Origin of the sequence: Hymenobacter glacialis, assembly GCF_001816165.1 — a bacterium.
Lineage (GTDB): Bacteria > Bacteroidota > Bacteroidia > Cytophagales > Hymenobacteraceae > Hymenobacter > Hymenobacter glacialis.
The window spans coordinates 17,776-36,937 of record NZ_MDZC01000060.1; the positions used below are offsets into that span (position 1 = coordinate 17,776).

Below are 19,162 nucleotides of genomic sequence, written 5' to 3' on the forward strand. Positions count from 1 at the left end.
TACCGCTCAAACGGGGGCATCAGGCCTGAAGGATTACGACTTCTCTTTCTTCTCCTTCTTGCCTTTTTTGGTTTTAGCCTTGAATTTGCTTCCGTCATCGTCTTTGGACTTTATTTTCTGGTCCTCTACCGGCATGGGGGCGGGAGCTGGCGCGGCCATGGCCACGGGCTTGCCTTCCAGGTCGAGCTGCACCACGGGGTAGCCCAGGGCCTGCAGCGAGGGCAACTGCTTCTCATCGCCCACCACCACGATGTACATCTTATCGGCTGGCAGGTACTGCTTGGCAATGGCCTGCACTTCTTCCTTCTTCAGGCCTTTCAGGATGTCCGTCTGCTGGTTGACGTAAGTAGGCTGCAGGTCATACTCCACCAGGCGGGCCAGGAAGCCGGCTTTCTGCTGGCCGGTCTCGTACTTAAGAGCGTCGCTCTGGCCGATGGACGACTGCACGAAAGCCAGCTCCTCATCGGAAATGCCGTCCTGGTAATTGGTGATTTCACTCATGAACTCCTTCACCGACGCGGCCGTGGCATCGGCGCGCACACCCGCCTGGGCCGTAAACGGACCCGCGTAGCGGGTGCCGGCAAAGCCCGAACGGGCGCCGTAGGTGTAGCCCTTGTTCTCGCGCAGGTTCAGGTTGATGCGCGAGTTGAAGGCGCCGCCCAGCAGGTAGTTGGCCAGGTAAGCTTTGTAGTACGGGCCGGTAGCATCGTACTTCATGTCGGTGAGGTAGCCCACGCGGATTTCAGATTGGGCCGCGCCCGGCTTGTTCACGAAATACACGGTGGTTTTGTCGGGCTGCACGCCGGCCATGTCGGTCGGGATGGTCACGTCCTTTTTACCCCAGTTTTTCAGGAAGCCCAGCTGTCCCGTGAGGGCCTTCTGGTCCACGTCGCCCACGGCCACCAGCGAGCTCACATTGGGAGCGTAGTAGGTGTTGTAGAAGTTCTTCACGTCATCCAGCGTGAGGCTGCTCACCGACGCGGTGGTGCCGGCCACGGGCGTGCCGGCAATGTTGCCGGTGCCGTACAGCAGGCGGTTATAAGTCAGGTCGGCGATGATGGCCGGCTGGTTGACGAAGTTAGCAATGCCTTCCAGCTGCTGCTTCTTCACGCGGTCAAAGTCGGCGGCGTCAAAACGGGGGTGCAGCAGGCGCTGGTCCAGCAAGGCCATGGTGGCGGGCAGGTTTTTGGTAAGGCTCTGCACGTACACGGTGGTCTCGCTGTCGCCGGCGCTCACCGATACTGAGGAGCCCAGCTTGTCGAGCTCGGCCGAGAACTGCTCGCCGGTGTATTTCTCCGAGCCCTCGTTCAGCATTCTAGCCGTGAGCTGGGCAATGCCGGCCTTATCGGGCATGGCTTGCTCCAGGCGGTGGCCACCGCGGATGCTCAGGCGCATGGTCACGGCCGGAATTTCGGTGTTCTTGGTGCCTACTATTTTCAGGCCGTTGGCTAGTGTTTCCTGGTACAGGGCGGGCACTTTCACCACGGGGTTGGTGCCGGAGGCGGGCTGCTTGGTGCGGTCGAAAGTGTCAGTGGGCTTCACGTACTTCAGGCCGGCGTAGCCGTAGTCGGGCGCTTTGTAGCCGGACTGGTCGATGGTGAAGTTGTCGGGCTTGGCCGCGGTCACGCCACCCGTCTTGGGAATGACGCTCAGAATCACGGCCTTCTTGCCCTTAATGTATTTATCGTACACGCGCTGCACATCTGTCTTGGTCAGGGCCTTGAGTGCCTTGCTTTCCTGTACAATGCGGTTGGGATTGTTGAAGTAGGTCTGGTTGGCGGCCAGCTGGCTCACCTTGCCGCTCACGCTGGCCAGGCCGTTGATGGTCTGAGCCTCGGTCTGGGCGCGGAAACGCTGCACATCCTCATCGCTCACGCCGGCTTTTTCAAACTCCTGCATCGTGCTGCGGATGATGGCCTCGGTGCTTTCCAGCGTGTTGCCAGGCAGGGGCAGGGCTACGAAATCGAAGAAGCCGCCCAGCTCCGAGTTCTGCTGGTAGGCTCGGGCCTCCACGGTTTTCTGGTTTTTCACCAGGTTTTTGTAGAGCAGCGAGGTCTTGCCGCCGCCCATGATGTCGGCCAGGGCGTCGAGGGCCAACTCGTCGGGATGGCCGTGGGCCACCGTCGGGAACACCATCTGCAGCATCGGGAAGCGGATGTTGTCGGTGTAGCTCACGTAGCGGTCCTGGGTGAGCACGGGCGCGGGCAGCTGCTGCACCGGCACGCTCGGGCCACGCTTAATGGAGCCGAAATACTTCTCGGCCAGCCTCACCACCTCGGCGGGCTTCACGTCGCCGCCCACGGTCAGGGTAGCGTTGTTGGGCCCGTACCAGCGCAGGAAGAAGTTCTTCAAATCCTCCACGTTCGAGCGGTCCAGGTCCTCCAGGTAGCCAATGGTGAGCCAGGAGTAGGGGTGGCCGTAGGGATAGAGCGTTTTCGAGATGTACTCGCTGGCCAGGCCGTAGGGACGGTTGTCGTAGTTCTGGCCGCGCTCGTTTTTCACGGTGGAGCGCTGGATTTCGAACTTCTTCTGGCTCACGGCGTCCAGCAGAAAGCCCATGCGGTCGGCCTCCAGCCACAGGCCGGTCTCGAGCTGGTTGCTGGGCAGCGTCTCGTAGTAGTTGGTGCGGTCCTGGTTGGTCGAGCCGTTGAGGGTGCCACCGGCGGCGGTCACGAGCTTGAAGTGCATCTGGTCGCCCACGTTGTCGGAGCCCTGGAACATCATGTGCTCGAAGAAGTGGGCAAAGCCCGACTTGCCAATCTGCTCGCGGGCCGAGCCCACGTGGTAGGTCACGTCCACGTGCACCAAGGGGTCGGAGTGGTCCTCGGTCACCACCACGGTCAGGCCGTTGGGCAACACGTACTTCTCGTAGGGAATCACGAGCTGGCCGGGCTGCTTGGTCACTTTCTCAATCAGCTTCGTGCCGCTGGGTAGGGTGGCCAGGGCCGATTTGGAGGCCGAAGCCTTGGTGCCCTTAGCGGCAGGCTTTTGCTGGGCAACGCCCACCGTGGTGACCAGGGCCAGGCCCAGCGTCGTTAGAAAACGTAAACTCATTCTTGCGGAAAAATGGAAAAAATGGAGGATGAAGTAAAACGAAAGAAAGCCGTTGCCTGAATGTTATATTCAGGTTAAGCCCTGCGAAAGGTAAGCCCACAGATTTATTTCATACAGAGGCGTGAGCAAAATTCCGGCCGGAGAAGCCCGAAAAACCCATGTTTACACGGGGCCACGCGCCAGCTACCGGCACCACGCGCCACCAAAAAGCCCGTCCTGCTGGGCTTTCGCTTCGCAGAACGGGCTTGCTATGGTTCAGGTGCTGCGTGCACCCCAGAACTACGACTTGTCCTTCTTGGCTTTTTTGGTCTTAACCTTCATTTTGCCGCCGTCTTCGGTTTTGGTTTTCATCTTCTCGTCTTCCACCGGCATCACGTTTTGGGCCGGGGCGGCCATGGCCACGGGCTGGCCCTCCAAGTCCAGCTCCACCACGGGGTAGCCGAGCTCCCTCAGGGCCGGGAGCTGCTTGCTGTCGCCCACCACCACGATGTACATCTTGTCGGCCGGCAGATACTTTTTGGACGCGGCCAGCACCTCCTCCTTGGTCAGGCTCTTTAGAATAAGGCTGCGCTCGTCCACGTAGGTGGTGGGCAGGTTGTACTCCACAATCCGGCTGAGGAAGTTGGCTTTCTGCGGGCCGGTTTCGTAGCGCAACGCGTCGCTCTGGCCAATGGCCGTTTGCATGAAGCTCAGGTCGTCGTCGGAAATACCGTTCTGGTAGTTGGTGATTTCGCTCATGAATTCTTTCACCGATGGCGCGGTGGCATCGGCGCGCACGCCGGCCTGGGCCGTGAACGGGCCCGCGTAGGTTGTGCCCGCGAAGCCCGAGCGCGCCCCGTAGGTGTAACCCTTGGTTTCGCGCAGGTTCATGTTAAGGCGCGATAAGAAGCCGTCGCCCAAGGTGAAATTTGCCAGGTAGGCACGGTAGAATTCACCTGTGGCATCATAGGGCAGGGCCAGGTAGCCAATGCGAATTTCGGACTGGGCCGCGCCGGGTTTGTTCACGAAATACAGGCGGGTCTGGTCGGGCTGCGCGGCGGGCAGGGCCCCGGGCAGGGCCACGTCCTTTTTGGGCCAGGCCTTGAGGAAGGCCAACTGGGGCGCAATGTCTTGCTGGCCCACGTCGCCCACAATGGTGAGGAAGCTCACATTGGGCGCGTAGTTCTGCTGGTAGAACTGCTTCACGTCGTCGAGGGTGAGGGTGCTGGCGGTGGCGGTGGTGCCGCTGGCCGCTACGCTCATCACGTTGGCGGGGCCGTAGAGCAAGCGGCTGTACGTCTTGTCGGCGATGACCACCGGCAGGGTATTCTGGTTGGCAATGCCTTCCAGGGCCTGCTTCTTGAGGCGGGCAAAGTCAGCCGGGTCGAAGCGCGGGTGCAGCAGCCGTTCCTCCACCAAAGCCAGCGTGGCCGGCAGGTTTTTGGTCAGGCTCTGCACCGACAGCAGGGTGCGGTCGTCGCCGGCCGAAATTTGCACGCTGCTCCCTAGCTTCTCCAGCTCGGCCGCAAACTGCTCGCTCGTGTATTTCTCCGAGCCTTCGTTGAGCATGGCCGCCGTGAGGCTTGCCACCCCGGCTTTGGCCGGGTTGGCTTGCTCGAGGCGGTGGCCGCCGCGAATGGTGAGCAGCATGGTAACGGCCGGAATCTCGGTGTTGCGGGTGCCAATTACTTTGAGGCCGTTGGCGAACTCCTCGCGGTACAAGGCTGGTATTTTAACGACCGGGTTGCCGGCGGCGGCGGGCTGCTTGCCCCGGTCGAAGTTGTCGGTTGCCTTCACGTATTTCAAGTCGGCGTACTCGTCTTTGGGGGCCTTGTAGCTCGACTTGTCCAGCGTAAAGTTGTCGGGCTTGGCCGCCGCCACGCCACCGGACTTAGGAATGACGCTCAGGATAACGGCCTTCTTGCCTTTTAGGTACTTGTCGTACACGCGCTGCACGTCGGCCTTACGTAGGGCTTTAAGCTCCTTGGTCTCAACCGTGATATAATTCGGGTTGTTGAAGTAGGTCTGATTGGCGGCCAGCTGGCTCACTTTGCCGCTCACGCTGGCCAGGCTGTTTACCATTCGGGCCTCGGTCTGGGCCTTGAATCGCTGCAGGTCCTCATCCATCACCCCGCGCTGCTCAAACTCGGCCATGGTGCTGCGCACCACGCTTTCGAGGCTGTCGAGGCCTTTGCCAGGAAAGGCGCGGGCCGTGAAACCCAGCACGCCGTCCAGCTCCGAGCTCCGCTGGTAAGCGTTGGCTTGGGTGGCTTTCTGCGTTTTTATCAAATTTTTGTAGAGCAGCGAGTTTTTACCGCCGCCCAGGATTTCAGCTAAGGCAGTCAGGGCCAAATCGTCGGGGTGGCCGGCAGCCACGGTGGGGTACACCATCTGCAGCATGGGAAAGCGGATGTTATCGGCGTAGCTCACGTAGCGGTCGGTGGCCAGCACGGGCGCAACTGGAGTGGTTTTGGCCACGGCCGGGCCGCGCTTGATGCTGCCGAAGTACTTCTCCACCATTTTCACCACTTCGGCGGGCTTCACGTCGCCGCCCACGGTCAGGGTGGCGTTGTTGGGGCCATACCAGCGCAGAAAAAACTTCTTCAGGTCCTCCACATTCGAGCGGTCCAGGTCTTCGAGCGAGCCAATGGTGGACCAGGAGTAGGGGTGGCCGTAGGGGTACAGCGTGCGGCTGATGTACTCGTTGGCGAGGCCGTAGGGGCGGTTGTCGTAGTTCTGGCCGCGCTCGTTTTTCACCGTGGCCCGCTGCACCTCAAACCGCTCCTGCGTCACGGCATCGAGCAGGAAGCCCATCCGGTCGGACTCCAGCCACAGGGCCTTTTCCAACTGATTGTTCGGCAGGGTTTCGTAGTAGTTGGTGCGGTCCGTGTTCGTCGAGCCATTATTGCTGCCGCCGGCGCCAATCGTCACCTTATCGAAAGTGCCTTTGGGTGCGTGGTCGGAGCCTTCGAACATCATGTGCTCGAAGAAGTGAGCAAAGCCTGACTTGCCAATCTGCTCGCGGGCCGAGCCCACATGGTAGGTCACGTCTACGTGTACCAAGGGGTCGGAGTGGTCCTCGCTCACAATGAGCGTCAGCCCATTGGGCAACACGTACTTCTCGTAAGGAATCACGAGTTGGCCGGGCTGCTTGCTCACTTTTTCCACCAGCTTGGTGCCGCCGGCAGTAGTCGCCAGGGCCTTGCTGGAAGCCGCAGACTTGGCACCCGTTTTGGCAACTGGTTTTTTCTGGGCTACAGCCGGAGACGCGGCCAGCAGGGCCGCGCACAGAATGGGTAAAGCGGAGTACTTCATACGCAAAAAAAATCAGGGTAGTAAAAAAGCAAGATGAATCAGGGCGCAACTTAGCGACGCGGGCGTGACTGGAGCGCCGGGCAACTGGGCAGCACGTTCTCGCGCCAGACACCCGCAACACAGGGAACAGTTCCAGCAGGTGCTCTGGTAAGTTTCTGCCGCGCGTCAAGGCCAGGCAGGAGCTTGACATGCCACTTACCGACTGCTGCATCCAGCTGCAGTAAAAAGCGGGACGCCGGCTCAACGCCAACGTCCCGCTTCCGGACTCAATCAGATAATGACAAGCGGCTTACTTGCTTTTCCCTTTTTTGGTCTTAACCTTCATTTTGCCGCCGTCTTCGGTTTTGGTCTTCATTTTTTCGTCCTCCACCGGCATCACGTTTTGGGCTGGCGAGGCCATGGCCACTGGCTTGCCTTCTAGGTCCAGCTCCACCACGGGGTAGCCCAGAGCCTGCACAGAGGGCAATTGCTTGCGGTCGCCCACCACCACGATGTACATTTTATCGGCCGGTAGGTTTTTCTTGGCCGAAGCCAGCACGTCCTCCTTGGTCATCGTGCGCAGAATTTCGCTCTGCTGGTTCACGTAGCTTGGCTCGAGGTCATATTCTACCAAGCGGGCCAGGAAGCCGGCTTTCTGCTGGCCGGTTTCGTAGCGCAAGGCATCACTCTGACCCACCGAGGATTGCAGGAAAGACAGCTCCTCGTCGGAAATGCCGTTCGAGTAGTTGGTAATTTCGCTCATGAACTCCTTCACCGACGCGGCCGTGGCATCGGCGCGCACGCCGGCCGAGGCCGTGAACGGACCCGCGTAGCGCGTGCTGCCGTAGCCCGAGCGGGCGCCGTAGGTGTAGCCCTTGTTCTCGCGCAGGTTCAGGTTGATGCGCGAGTTGAAGGCGCCGCCCAGCACGTAGTTGGCCATGGTGGCGCGGTAGTAGTCGCCGGTGGCGTCGTACTTCATGCCCGTCAGGTAGCCCACCCGGATTTCCGACTGCGCGGCATCCGGCTTGTTCACGAAGTACACGGTGGTTTTGTCGGGCTGCACGCCAGCCATGTCGGCCGGGATGGTCACGTCCTTTTTGGCCCAGTTTTTCAGGAAGCCGAGTTGGGGCGTCAGCGCTTTCTGGTCCACGTCGCCCACTACCACGAGGTAGCTCACATTGGGAGCGTAGTAGGTGTTGTAGAAGTTCTTCACGTCGTCGAGCGTGAGGCTGCTCACCGACGCGGTGGTGCCGGCCACGGCCGTGCCGGCAATGTTGTTCTGGCCATACAGCAGCTTGCTATAAGTCAGGTCGGCGATGACGCCCGGCTGGGTGGCGAAGTTGCCAATGGCTTCCAGCTGCTGCTTTTTGAGGCGGGCAAAGTCGGCGGCGTCGAAGCGCGGGTGCAGCAGGCGCTGCTCCAGCAGCGCCATGGTAGCGGGCAGCTTTGAGGCGAGGGTTTGCACGCTCACGATGGTTTCGTTGTCGTCGGCGTTCACCGAAATGCGCGAGCCCAGCTTGTCGAGCGCGGCGCTCATCTGCTCGCTGGTGTACTTCTCCGAGCCTTCGTTCAGCATGGCCGCCGTGAGCTGGGCAATGCCGGCCTTGTCGGGCATGGCCTGCTCCAGACGGTGGCCGCCGCGGATGGTCAGGCGCATGGTCACGGCCGGTACTTCCGTGTTTTTGGTGCCCACTATTTTCAGGCCGTTGGCCAGCGTTTCCTGGTACAGAGCCGGCACTTTCACCACGGGGTTGGCTCCGGAGGCGGGCTGCTTGCTGCGGTCGAAGGTGTCGGTGGGCTTGATGTACTTCAGGCCGGCGTACTCGTCCTTGGGGGCCTGGTAGCTCGACTTGTCCAGCGTGAAGTTGTCGGGCTTGGCCGCGGTCACGCCACCCGTCTTGGGAATCACGCTCAGGATAACGGCGTGCTTGCCCTTGAGGTACTTGTCGTACACGCGCTGCACGTCGGCCTTGGTCAGGGCCTTTAGCTCCCGGGCTTCAACGGTAATGTAGTTGGGGTTGTTGAAGTAGGTTTGGTTGGCAGCCAGCTGGCTCACTTTGCCGCTCACGCTCGAAAGGCTGTTCACCAGTTGCGCTTCGGTCTGGGCCTTGAAGCGCTGCAGGTCCTCGTCCATCACGCCGCGCTGCTCAAACTCGGCCATGGTACTGCGCACTACGGTTTCGAGGCTGTCGAGGCCTTTGCCGGGGAAGGCGCGGGCCACAAAGCCCAGCGCGCCGCCCAGCTCGGAATCGCGCTGGTAGGCCTGGGCCTGCACGGCCTTCTGCGTTTTCACCAGGTTTTTGTAGAGCAGCGAGTTCTTGCCGCTGCCTAGGATATCGGCCAGGGCCGAGAGGGGCAATGCGTCGGGGTGGCCCGCCGCCACGGTGGGGTACACCATCTGCAGCATCGGGAAGCGGATGTTGTCGGCGTAGCTCACGTAGCGGTCGGTGGCCAGCACGGGCGCCGGGTATTTGGCCTTGGCCACAGCCGGGCCGCGCTTGATGGAGCCGAAGTACTTCTCGGCCAGCTTCACCACCTCGGCGGGCTTCACGTCGCCGCCCACGGTCAGGGTGGCGTTGTTGGGGCCGTACCAGCGCAGGAAGAAGTTCTTCAGGTCCTCCACGTTCGAGCGGTCCAGGTCCTCCAGCGAGCCGATAACGGACCAGGAGTAGGGGTGGCCGTAGGGATAGAGCGTGCGGCTGATGTATTCGCCGGCCTGGCCGTAGGGGGCGTTGTCCACCCGCTGGCCGCGCTCGTTCTTGACGGTAGAGCGCTGGATTTCGAATTTCTTCTGACTCACGGCGTCGAGCAGGAAGCCCATGCGGTCGGCCTCCAGCCAGATGCCCGTTTCCAGCTGGTTGCTGGGCAGCGTCTCGTAGTAGTTGGTCCGGTCGGTGTTCGTCGAGCCGTTGAGGGTGCCACCGGCGGCGGTCACGAGCTTGAAGTGCATCTGGTCGCCCACGTTGTCGGAGCCCTGGAACATCATGTGCTCGAAGAAGTGGGCGAAGCCCGACTTGCCAATCTGCTCGCGGGCCGAGCCCACGTGGTAAGTCACGTCCACGTGCACCAAGGGGTCGGAGTGGTCTTCGGTCACCACCACGGTCAGGCCGTTGGGCAGCACGTACTTCTCGTAGGGAATCACGAGCTGGCCGGGCTGCTTGGTCACTTTCTCAATCAGCTTCGTGCCGCTGGGTAGGGTGACGGTTTTGGCAGAAGGTGCCTTAGCGCCTTTGGCGGCGGGCTTTTGCTGGGCAAAGCCTACCGTGGTAACAAGGGCCAGGCCCAGCGTGGACAGAAAACGTAAATTCATTTGTGTATAAAACAGAAGTTAAAAGGACAAAACGAAAAGAGTACACCACAACTCAGTTGTAGCTGCCTGAAAGATAGGTTGAGGCCTTGTGAAAACGGGTAGAATATCGACCAGCAATGCAACTCCATAGAGCAGGACATAAAAAAGGAACGTCATGCTGGGCACGACGTTCCTTTGTTTGTAGTAGTTGCTGTTGCGCAGATGCGCGCCAGCCCAACGCTATTTCCGAATGAGCGCCCCGGCCTGCTTCTCAAACTGCTGAATCAGCCGCTGCATTACCTGCTCAATGGCTTGCTCGCTCAGCGTCTGGGTGAAATCCTGCAGGGTGAAGCTCACCGAGTAGGATTTCTTGCCCGCGCCCAGGTTTTCGCCGGCGTACACGTCGAACACGTTCACGCTTTGCAGCAGCTTCTTTTCGGTGCGCTGCGCAATCTGGCGGAGCTGGTCGAAGGTCACGCCGCTGTCCACCACCACGCTCAGGTCGCGCCGCACTTCCGGGAATTTCGAGAGTTCGCGGGCCGTCAGGGTGGGCTTGTACTTCTTGCTCAGCGCGTCCCAATCCAGTTCGGCATACCACACCGGCTGCGTCACGTCGAGGCGCTTGAGCACGGAGGCCGCCACGGCGCCCAGCTGGGCTACGGGCTGGTTGTGCACCAGCAGCGCGAGGCCGCCCGCCAGGTAGGCGTGCTGCACCGGCTGCGAGCCCGCCCCGCCAAAGCCCAGGGCCGCCAGCACCTGCTGCACCGCCCCGGCCAAATCGTGGAAAGCAGCCTTTTCCGACTTCTGCTGCCAGGTTTCGCCGGCGGCATTGCCGGTGAGGTAAATCACCAGCTTGTTCTTTTCCAGGTACTTGCCGTTCTCGTTCTGCGCATACACTTTGCCGAATTCGTACAGCTTCAAATCCCGCTGACGGCGGTTGATGTTGTGCCGAATAATCTCCAGGCCTGAATGCAGCAGCGTGGGCCGCATAGCGTTCAGCTCAACGCTATTATAGTTCAAGATGCGCACCAGCGAATTGTTCGATTCGCCTTCCTTATCGAAGTACTGCGAGTTGGTGAGCGAGTTGGTGAGAATCTCCGAATAGCCTTGGCCACTGAGCAGCGAGGCGATTTTTATGCGCGTTACCTCGGGGTCGGGATTGGGGAAACGGGACAGGAACGAGGCCGAGTTATTGGGCCGCAGCGCCACGTTGTTGTAGCCGTAAATGCGCAGGATTTCCTCAATGATATCGGCCTCGCGGGTCACGTCCACTTTGTGGGGCGGCACGGTCAGCGTCCAGGTATACTGGTCGCCGGCATCGGGGTTTTCTTCAGTGATTTCGATTTCCAAATCCGTCAGAATCTGGCGGATGCGCTCGGGCGCGATGTACTGGCCCACCAGCCGCTCCACGCGGGGCAGGCGCAGGCGCACGGTGGCGGGCAGCACGGGCGCGGGGTACTCGTCCACGATGGGCGCGGCTACGGTGGCACCGGCTACTTCGTGCAGCAGCAGGGCGGCCCGTTGCAGCGCGATGATTACCATATTCGGGTCGGTGCCGCGCTCGAAGCGGAACGAGGCATCGGTTTTCAAATTATGCGTTTGCGAGGTGCGGCGCACGGCGGCGGGGCCGAAGTAGGCACTTTCCAGAAACACGCGGCTGGTGCCCTCGCTCACGCCCGAGGTCTTGCCGCCAAACACGCCGGCCAGCGCCATGGGCGCGCCGTTGGCATCGGCAATCACCAAATCCTCGGCTTTGAGGCTGCGCTCGATGCCGTCCAGCGTCACGAACTTCTCGTCCGCTTCGGCGCGCTTCACCCGAATCCGGCCGCCGGTAATCTGGTCGGCGTCGAAGGCGTGCAGGGGCTGGCCCAGTTCGTGCAGCACGAAGTTGGTCACGTCCACCACGTTGTTGATGGGGGAGAGGCCAATGCTGCGCAGGCGGCGCTGCAGCCACTCCGGCGACGCGCCCACCTGCACGTTCTCCAGCAGCAGGCCGGCGTAGCGCGGGCAGGCTTCGGGGTCTTCAATGGTCACGCCGATGTTGGCAGCGGCCGAAGCGGGCGCCACGAAGCCGCTCACATCAGGCAGGTGGCAGGGCTGGCCGAGCAGGGCGCGCAGCTCGCGGGCCACGCCGTAGTGCGAGGCGGCATCGGCCCGGTTGGGCGTGAGGCCAATTTCATACACCGTATCGGAGCCCAGGCCGAAGTAGTCGGCGGCGGGCGTGCCGTTGGGCAGCTCGGTTTCCAGCACCATAATGCCGGCGTGCGACTGGCCCAGGCCAATCTCGTCCTCGGCGCAAATCATGCCCTCGGAGGCCGCGCCGCGAATCTTGCTTTTCTTTATTTTGAACGGCTCGCCCTGGGCGGGGTGCAGCATGGCGCCTTCCAGGGCCACCACCACGCGCTGGCCGGCGGCCACGTTGGGGGCGCCGCACACAATCTGGCGGGGCGTGGAGTCGCCCACGTCCACGGTGGTCAGGCTGAGCTTGTCGGCATCGGGGTGGGCCTCGCAGGTGAGCACGGTGCCCAGCACCACGCCGCGCAGCCCGCCGGGAATGCTTTCCAACTCCTCCAGACTCTCCACTTCCAGGCCCGAGCCGGTGAGTAGGGCGCCGATTTCGGCAGCGGGTTTGTCGGTCGGGATGAGGGTTTTAAGCCAGTCTAAGGAGATGCGCATTTTCGGTGAACAGTTAGCAGTGAGCAGTTATCAACCGCGTTGATAAGCAAGGCAAAGGTACGGCGGGGCGAAAAGAGGAAATAGCGCGCGTTGCTGAGCCGGCAATAATAAAAAACCGTCATGCTGAGCGGAGTCGAAGCATCTCTACCGCAGCACTAAAATTGATTAGTTGCACGGTAGAGATGCTTCGACTCCGCTCAGCATGACGGTTCATTAATCCAAATGCCCTGCGCTTAATCGTGGTACGACTTTTCCCCAGCCGGAATACCAATTTTGAGGCGGTTGTCGGTTGGCGGGACCGGGCAGCTGTACTCGTTGTTGTAGGCGCAAAACGGGTTGTAGGCGGCGTTGAAATCCAGCTTTATTTCACCCACGTTGAGCTTGGGAATGGGCGCATCGAGGTAGCGCCCGCCGCCGTAGGTTTCGCGGCCGTTGGTGAGGTCGGTGAAGGGAATAAATAGCGTGGAATCGGTGCCGGTGGCTTTTAAATAAATAGTTAATTGCTGCGCGGCTTTGTCGATGGTGAAATTAGCTTTTCCCCAATTTAAATATTTCTCGGTGCGGTTGTCGCTCATTTGCATCGTTACCGTGTCGGGCGTTTCGTTGCGCGCCACGGTGGCATTAATTACAAATTCCAGCGAAGCCGGATAGTACTTGAGGCTGTCGAAACTGGCCTTTTCGGCGGCAACGAGGGGCGAATTTTCGCCCTGGCGAAATGATTTATTTTTCTCTTTGCGGGCTTTATTTAATTGAGCGGCGTACGTGCTGATGTCGAGTTTCGTGTCGTTCAAGGAATAGAAAATAATTCCTATTACGGCGACGGCAATGGCAATTTTTTTAATCATGCGGCAATGGTTTTTTTGAAAAGGTAGGCAACCCCGGCCACATGTTGCGGCATCTTTAGCCCCGAATACCGCCACTGGTACTCGCTTGTTCTGCCTCATGCGCCAATTTCTGCTGCTGGTTCTGTGTTTGGGTATCCTCGTGCCGGTCGTCGGCCAGCCGCTGGCGCCGGTGCCGTTTCGGCCCGCCGCCCGCCAGGTCAACCTGCTGGTGCACACCCGGCTCGACGTGAAATTTGACTACGCCAAACGCTACCTCTACGGGCGCGAATGGGTCACCCTCAAGCCCCACGCTCAGGCCACCGACACGCTGCGCCTCGACGCCAAAGGCATGGACATAAAAACCGTGGCGCTGGTGCAGGGCAGCGTCATTACGCCGCTCAAATACAACTACAACCAGCGCCAGCTGCTTATCCAGCTGGGCCGCCCGGTGCCCGTGGGCGAGGCCTACACTGTGTACATTGAATACACGGCCAAGCCCGACGAGCTGGGTACCCAGGGCGGCTCGGCTATTCGCGGGGCCAAGGGCCTGTACTTCATCAACCCGGACAGCGCCATCTCTGGCAAGCCGGTGCAAATCTGGACGCAGGGCGAGCCCGACGCCAACTCGGTCTGGTTTCCCACCATCGACGAAACCAACCAGAAAACCACCCAGGAAATCAGTCTGACCGTGCCCAGCAAGTACGTCACGCTCAGCAATGGCCTGCTGGTAGCCCAGGTGCCCGCCGGCCCTACCGGGTCCGACCCCGGCCTGCGCACCGACACCTGGAAAATGGACCAGCCGCACGCGCCGTACCTCTTTATGATGGCCGTGGGCGACTTCCGCATTACCAAAGACACGTGGCGCGGCAAGGAAGTGAACTACTACCTGGAGCCGCAGTTCGCGGCGCAGGCCAAGGCCATTTTTGGCAAGACGCCGCGCATGCTGGAGTTTTTCTCGCAGCGTCTGGGGGTTGATTTTCCCTGGAGTAAGTACAGCCAGGTGGTGTGCCGCGACTTCGTGGCCGGGGCCATGGAAAATACCACCGCTTCGCTCTTCGGCGAACAGGCCCAGGGTTCAGCCCGCGAGTTGCTCGACTGGCAGTACGCCGGTGTGGAGCGCGAAATTGCCCACGAGCTGTTCCATCACTGGTTCGGCGACTACGTGACGGCCGAAAGCTGGGGCAATCTGACCATCAACGAATCATTCGCCAACTTCAGCGAGGTGCTCTGGGCCGAGCACGAGTACGGCCCCGACGCCGCCGCCCAGCAGGCCGACCTCAGCCTGCGCACCTACTTCCGCAACCCCGCCAATTTCAGCAAGCCGCTGGTGCGCGAGCAGTATCGGGAAAAAGACGAGATGTTCGACGCCGTAACCTACCAGAAGGGCGGCAATATCCTGAACATGCTGCGGGCCTACCTGGGCGAAGACGTGTTTTTCCGGGGCCTGCAGCAGTTTCTGAAGCAAAACGCCTTCGGCACCGCCGAGCCCCACCAGCTGCGGCTGGCCCTGGAAGCCGCTTCGGGCCGGGACCTGAACTGGTTTTTCGACCAGTGGTACTACCGGGCGGGCCACCCCGTGGTCACCATTGCCTACCAGTGGGACGCGGCCCGCCAGCGCCAGGCCGTAATTGTGCGCCAAACCCAGGCCGGCGCGCCCTACGTGCTGCCGCTGGCCGTGGATGTGTACACCAACGGCCGCGCCCGGCGCTACGTCGCCACCCTACGCCACGCCGTGGATACCCTTTATTTCCCCGCCGCCACCAAGCCCGATTTGGTGAACGTGGACGCTGAAAAAGTGCTGGTATGGCAGAAAAACGACCAAAAATCCCTGGCCGAATTCAACTACCAGTACCGCCACGCCCCGCGCTACCTCGACCGCCGCGAAGCCCTGCGCGCCGCCCAGCTCCAACCCACCAGCCCGACGGCGCAACGCCTGCTGCTGGCCGGCCTGGGCGATAAATCAGCCGCGCTGCGCGAGATGGCCATTGAGCTGCTCGACCTCAAAAACGCCGCCCAACGCAAAGCCGCCGCCCCGCTGCTGGCCAAGCTGGCCGGAGCTGATGCCTCGGTGCAGGTGCAGGCCGCCGCCCTCACCGCCCTGGGGCCGCTCAAGGACAAGCGCAATGCGCCAGTCTTCACCAAAGCCCTGGCCAGCCAGTCTTATCGGGTGCAAGGGGCGGCGCTGCTGGGCCTGGCGGCGCTGAATCCCGCACAGGCCCTGGCGCGCGCCACCGCCTTCGAAACCGATAACAAAGGCTCGCTCACGGCGGCGATGGTGAATGTGTATGGGCAGGCGGGCGGCCCGGCCCAGTGGCCCCTGATGCTGGCTAAGTACGACGCCGCTAACCCGCCCAGCCGGTTCGAGATGCTGCCCGGCCTCGCCGAAATACTCGGCCGGCTGGATGACCCTGCGGCGCTTTCGCAAGGTGTCGGTCGCATCAAGGACCTCACGGTGCAGTACATCAAGTTCGTGGATTCTGAGCGGCTAATTGGCCTACTGCGGCAGATTCAGACGCGCCAGGCTACCGGGCCGAATGCTGGCGCAGCGGCTGGCCTCGTAGACCGTGCCGTAGCTGAGATTCAGGCAGCCAGGTAAACGCCTGCCAAGTTTGGTTTCTACCGCTCGAAGCGGACCGCCAGAAACAGGTTGCGGCCGGGCGCGCTGATGCCCGAGGCAAAAACGCGGTAGTTGCGGTCCAGTAGGTTTTCCAGGCCGGCTAGCAGGGCCCAGCGGGGCGTGAGCTGGTAGGCGGTGCGCAGGTTGAGCGTGTACCAGCGCAGGGCCCCCTCGGGCGTGGCCTGGGGCAGGTTGTCTTCGCCCGAAGGGCTGTAGTCTTCCGCACGCTTGCGTCCGTTGAAAACCACCGAGCCTTCGGCCGTTAGCTTGCGGTGCCGGTAGGTGAGGGCGGCCCGGCCGAAGAGGGGCGGAATGTGGTCGAGGGGCACCTGGGCGGTAAGGTCGCGGCCCTGGGTGTAAGTAAGGCTGCCGTCGAGGCGCAGGTGGGCGGGCAGCACCACCTGCGTGCGCGCCGACAGGCCCATAATGCGCGCCCGGCCGGTGTTCACGGTGGCCACCGTGACAAAGGTCTGGCCGTTGTACACGGTGGTGCTGCGGCCGTCGGGCGTAGCAAAGGGGCGCACCACCAGGGCATCGCGCAGGTTGGTCACGAAGCTCGTCACGGCCACCAGCAGCCGGTCCGGCACCGTTTCCGACAGTTCGGCTTCGTAGTTTACCACGCGTTCGGGCCGCAGGCTGGCGTTGGGAATAATGAGGGTGCCGTTGAGCTGCTCAAAGGTTTTGTTCAGGTCGTCCACGTTGGGGTTGCGGAAGCCGGTGGCGGCCATTGCGCTCAGGCGCAGGCCGGCCGGCAGCATGGCCACCAGGCCCAGGTTGCCATCCAGCGACGAGGAGCGCTGCCGGACGTCGGGGTACGCCGCATCGAAGAACTGCGGGTCGAAGCGGGCATTCACGCGCACATGGCTGTAGCGCAGGCCGTCGGAGAGAATGAGGCGGTCGGTGATTTCCCAGCGGTGCGCGGCGTACGCGCCGGCCGTGCCGTAGGTGGCCCCGTTGGGGTAGCGGGTGGCAATGGGCGTGGTGGCGCCGGTGGCCACGTTCACGCCCCGGCCCACGCTCCGCACCGCGTTGTGGGTGAGCTCGGCGCCGTAGCGCAGTTCGTGCCGGCCCACGGCCTTGAGCAAGTCCAGGTTGGTGCTGAGCACCCGCACGTTTTCGAGGTTTTCCTGCCGCACCGGCTTGCCAAAATCGCGCACCAGGCGGCTTTCGGCCACGGCCTGCACGGCGGGCGTGAGGCGCAGCTGGTCGTAGAGGCCCGTGCGGCGGGTTAGCTCCAACTGGTAGCTGCCCAGGAAACGGGTTTGCGGGCCGTAGTTCCATTCTGTGTAGCGCAAGGCGCCGTTGCGGTAGGTCTGGAGGCGGTCGAAGCGCGGCACCTGGGAAGTGGTAGAATACTGCAGGTTGAGCAGGTGGCGCTGGCCGGGCCGGGGTTGAAACAGCACTTTCTGCACCGCGTCGAGCTGACTATAGCCGGTAAATTTCTGGCGGTTGGGCTCGTCGTTGTTCACCACCACATCCTGACCGTTTTGGCGGGCGGCATACTGGCGTACCTGCCCGAAGCCGGGGTAGCCGGGCAGCCCGGTGGTGCCCTTGCGCAGGTCGTCGAAGTCGGTGGCCGTAAGGCTGGTGAAGGTGGCCCAGCGGCGCCAGCCCAGCGAAAAATCCGTGTGTGCGGTTTTCTCGCGGGCGGCGGTGGCGTAGCGCAGCAGGTTGCTGGTGTGCACGGCCAGGCCGGTGCTGTCGGCCAGGCGGGGGCTTTTGGTAAAGAGGCTGACCACGCCGCCCAGGGCATCCGACCCGTACATCACGGCTCCTGCGCCGTTGAGAATTTCGACCCGCTCCAGCGAGTTGGCGTCTACGCTGAGAATGTTCTGCAGGTGCCCGCCGCGGTAAATGGCGTTGTTGAGGCGCACCCCGTCCACCACCAGCAACACCTTGTTGGCCTCAAAACCGCGCAGCACCGGCGAGCCGCCCCCGAGCTGGGACTTCTGCACAAACACCCACCCGGTGTGCTGCAGGGCGTCGGCCATGGTGGCGGGGTTTTGCAGGCGAATGCTGCGGGCCGTGAGCACGTCAATCTGCTGCGGAATATCGGCTTTGCGCTCCAGCACCCGATTGGCCGACACCACAACTTCGTCCAGACCAAAAAACCGGCTCGAATCCTGCGGCTGCTCCTGGGCCCAGGCATCGTACCCAACCAACAACGCTAATAGCAGCAAGGCGTACTTCTTGCAATGGGGCATAGAAGGAATGGGGATGCGCGTGCTTGCCGGTATCTAATTTGACTGCGTAAAGCTATTGATAAGAGGGCTAAGTGAGGGAGACTGAAGCGGCGCAGTGGAAAAATTTGCTCAAAGGACTTTAAGTGAGAAAACCACAGAAGGGAATGGAGGTCACGAAACTCAGCGCAGCGACTGGTTCACTAAACTTTGAATGGTGAACCAGTTTCTTGAACTTTTACGAGGCTGAAACTCACCATTTGTAGACTTGAGTGAGTTTTCTGATTGCGTGTAGGAAAAGGAGAATTTGATTGATGCAACCGAATGGGTGTGCGAGCGGTCAGGCGGTTAGTCCTCAGTTATACCTTGTTTGTTGCACATTTACCTTGTTGTTACACAAAACCCTAACTACTTTGAAAACGACATTAGGTCTTTCGGTTTTCTTGGCTCTCTTGCTGACGAGCGTTGGTTGCTCTGATAAGACTGATGCAACGCCGATGGGACAAACGTGCGAGAATGAGCACCTGTTGGAAACCTATCACGACCGCGAGGGAAGGGTCATTCAAGCAATTGACCAGTATTGGCTGTCCGTAGCTCCCGAAGATTTTAACAGAGAAAGCTTCAGCATTGGCAATGTGCTGGTTCCCACAACGCCTATACCAACGGCGCTCAGAATTAACGGGCTGCAGGTAAAGGTGAGCGGTCGCAAAAAAAGCTGCTACGGCTTGGTGACGTTGCCCAGTTTAAGGACGAATTTCGGCCATAAAATTGAACTTGAGCGCATCGAGCATGCTCCCGAGTAGTAGTAGAACCCAGAACTAGGCCGTGAATGTCTTGATGACCACGTCCTGTTACCGTGCCGGGGATACTTCTGTGTGTGGCTAGTTAAGTCAAATAGCCGAATTTAGAGTTTGTCAAAACGGTAGTTTAAACACCACCCTACAGCATCCCCTCATCGGCAAAGCTGTAGTAGCCCTGGTCGGAATAAATGAGGTGTCAAATCGGCAAGTCCAGAAAGCTGCCGGCTTCCTTCAGCTTCTTGGTGAGCTGGATGTCGGCGGCCCTAGGGTTGCGGTTGCCGCTGGGGTGGTTGTGCACCAGGATAATGCTGCTGGCCAGCTGCTCCAGGGCTTCTTTGAAAATCATTTTGGGGTCGGCCACGGTGCCGGCCACGCCGCCGCGGCTGATGGCCGTTTTGCGCATCACCACGTTGGCCCGGTTGAGCAGGATGACCCAGAATTCCTCGTGG

The 19,162-nt window shown here is 61.2% G+C and carries 9 protein-coding genes; 2 read left to right on the plus strand and 7 right to left on the minus strand.

Going from position 1 to position 19,162, the window contains the following annotated elements:
- Nucleotides 1–33: 33 nt before the first annotated feature.
- The 5 genes from BEN48_RS09310 to BEN48_RS09330 form a co-directional block, all read right to left on the minus strand.
- Nucleotides 34–3,054, minus strand: coding sequence for a M16 family metallopeptidase (locus BEN48_RS09310; RefSeq protein ID WP_070734329.1), 3,021 nt, complete (start codon nucleotides 3,052–3,054; stop codon nucleotides 34–36).
- A 279-nt stretch (nucleotides 3,055–3,333) separates the two neighbouring features.
- Nucleotides 3,334–6,348, minus strand: coding sequence for a M16 family metallopeptidase (locus BEN48_RS09315; protein WP_070734331.1), 3,015 nt, complete (start codon nucleotides 6,346–6,348; stop codon nucleotides 3,334–3,336).
- A gap of 289 nt (nucleotides 6,349–6,637) precedes the next feature.
- Nucleotides 6,638–9,637, minus strand: coding sequence for a M16 family metallopeptidase (locus tag BEN48_RS09320; RefSeq protein WP_070734333.1), 3,000 nt, complete (start codon nucleotides 9,635–9,637; stop codon nucleotides 6,638–6,640).
- Between the two features lie 219 nt (nucleotides 9,638–9,856).
- The gene (gene pheT / locus BEN48_RS09325) at nucleotides 9,857–12,292 is read right to left on the minus strand and encodes a phenylalanine--tRNA ligase subunit beta (protein WP_070734334.1); all 2,436 of its coding nucleotides are present in this window, start codon (nucleotides 12,290–12,292) and stop codon (nucleotides 9,857–9,859) included.
- Nucleotides 12,293–12,525: 233 nt separating this feature from the next.
- On the minus strand, nucleotides 12,526–13,083 hold the full coding sequence (locus tag BEN48_RS09330; protein ID WP_206599840.1) for a DUF1684 domain-containing protein: 558 nt from the start codon (nucleotides 13,081–13,083) through the stop codon (nucleotides 12,526–12,528).
- Nucleotides 13,084–13,234: 151 nt separating this feature from the next.
- Between BEN48_RS09330 and BEN48_RS09335 the strand changes: the two genes are divergently transcribed.
- Complete coding sequence (locus BEN48_RS09335) at nucleotides 13,235–15,712, plus strand: M1 family metallopeptidase (RefSeq protein ID WP_125932559.1); 2,478 nt, start codon at nucleotides 13,235–13,237, stop codon at nucleotides 15,710–15,712.
- Between the two features lie 20 nt (nucleotides 15,713–15,732).
- Here the strand turns inward: BEN48_RS09335 and BEN48_RS09340 are convergent, their stop codons facing one another.
- Nucleotides 15,733–17,937 (minus strand): TonB-dependent receptor, encoded by a 2,205-nt coding sequence (locus BEN48_RS09340; RefSeq protein WP_070734338.1) that lies wholly within the window; start codon nucleotides 17,935–17,937, stop codon nucleotides 15,733–15,735.
- Between the two features lie 389 nt (nucleotides 17,938–18,326).
- On the opposite strand from BEN48_RS09340, the gene BEN48_RS09345 reads away from it, so the two are divergent.
- Nucleotides 18,327–18,716 (plus strand): hypothetical protein, encoded by a 390-nt coding sequence (locus BEN48_RS09345; protein ID WP_125932560.1) that lies wholly within the window; start codon nucleotides 18,327–18,329, stop codon nucleotides 18,714–18,716.
- Nucleotides 18,717–18,909: 193 nt separating this feature from the next.
- Here the strand turns inward: BEN48_RS09345 and BEN48_RS09350 are convergent.
- Nucleotides 18,910–19,162, minus strand: a 253-nt coding sequence (locus tag BEN48_RS09350; RefSeq protein ID WP_162274736.1) for a JAB domain-containing protein, incomplete at its 5' end; no start/stop codon positions are given.

Excerpts from the sequence above, each read along its gene's own strand:
- BEN48_RS09310 (WP_070734329.1), bottom strand. The coding sequence starts at position 3,054 with ATGAGTTTACGTTTTCTAACGACGCTGGGCCTGGCCCTGGTCACCACG.
- pheT (WP_070734334.1), bottom strand. The coding sequence starts at position 12,292 with ATGCGCATCTCCTTAGACTGGCTTAAAACCCTCATCCCGACCGACAAA.
- BEN48_RS09335 (WP_125932559.1), top strand. The coding sequence starts at position 13,235 with ATGCGCCAATTTCTGCTGCTGGTTCTGTGTTTGGGTATCCTCGTGCCG.
- BEN48_RS09340 (WP_070734338.1), bottom strand. The coding sequence starts at position 17,937 with ATGCCCCATTGCAAGAAGTACGCCTTGCTGCTATTAGCGTTGTTGGTT.
- BEN48_RS09320 (WP_070734333.1), bottom strand. The coding sequence starts at position 9,637 with ATGAATTTACGTTTTCTGTCCACGCTGGGCCTGGCCCTTGTTACCACG.
- BEN48_RS09315 (WP_070734331.1), bottom strand. The coding sequence starts at position 6,348 with ATGAAGTACTCCGCTTTACCCATTCTGTGCGCGGCCCTGCTGGCCGCG.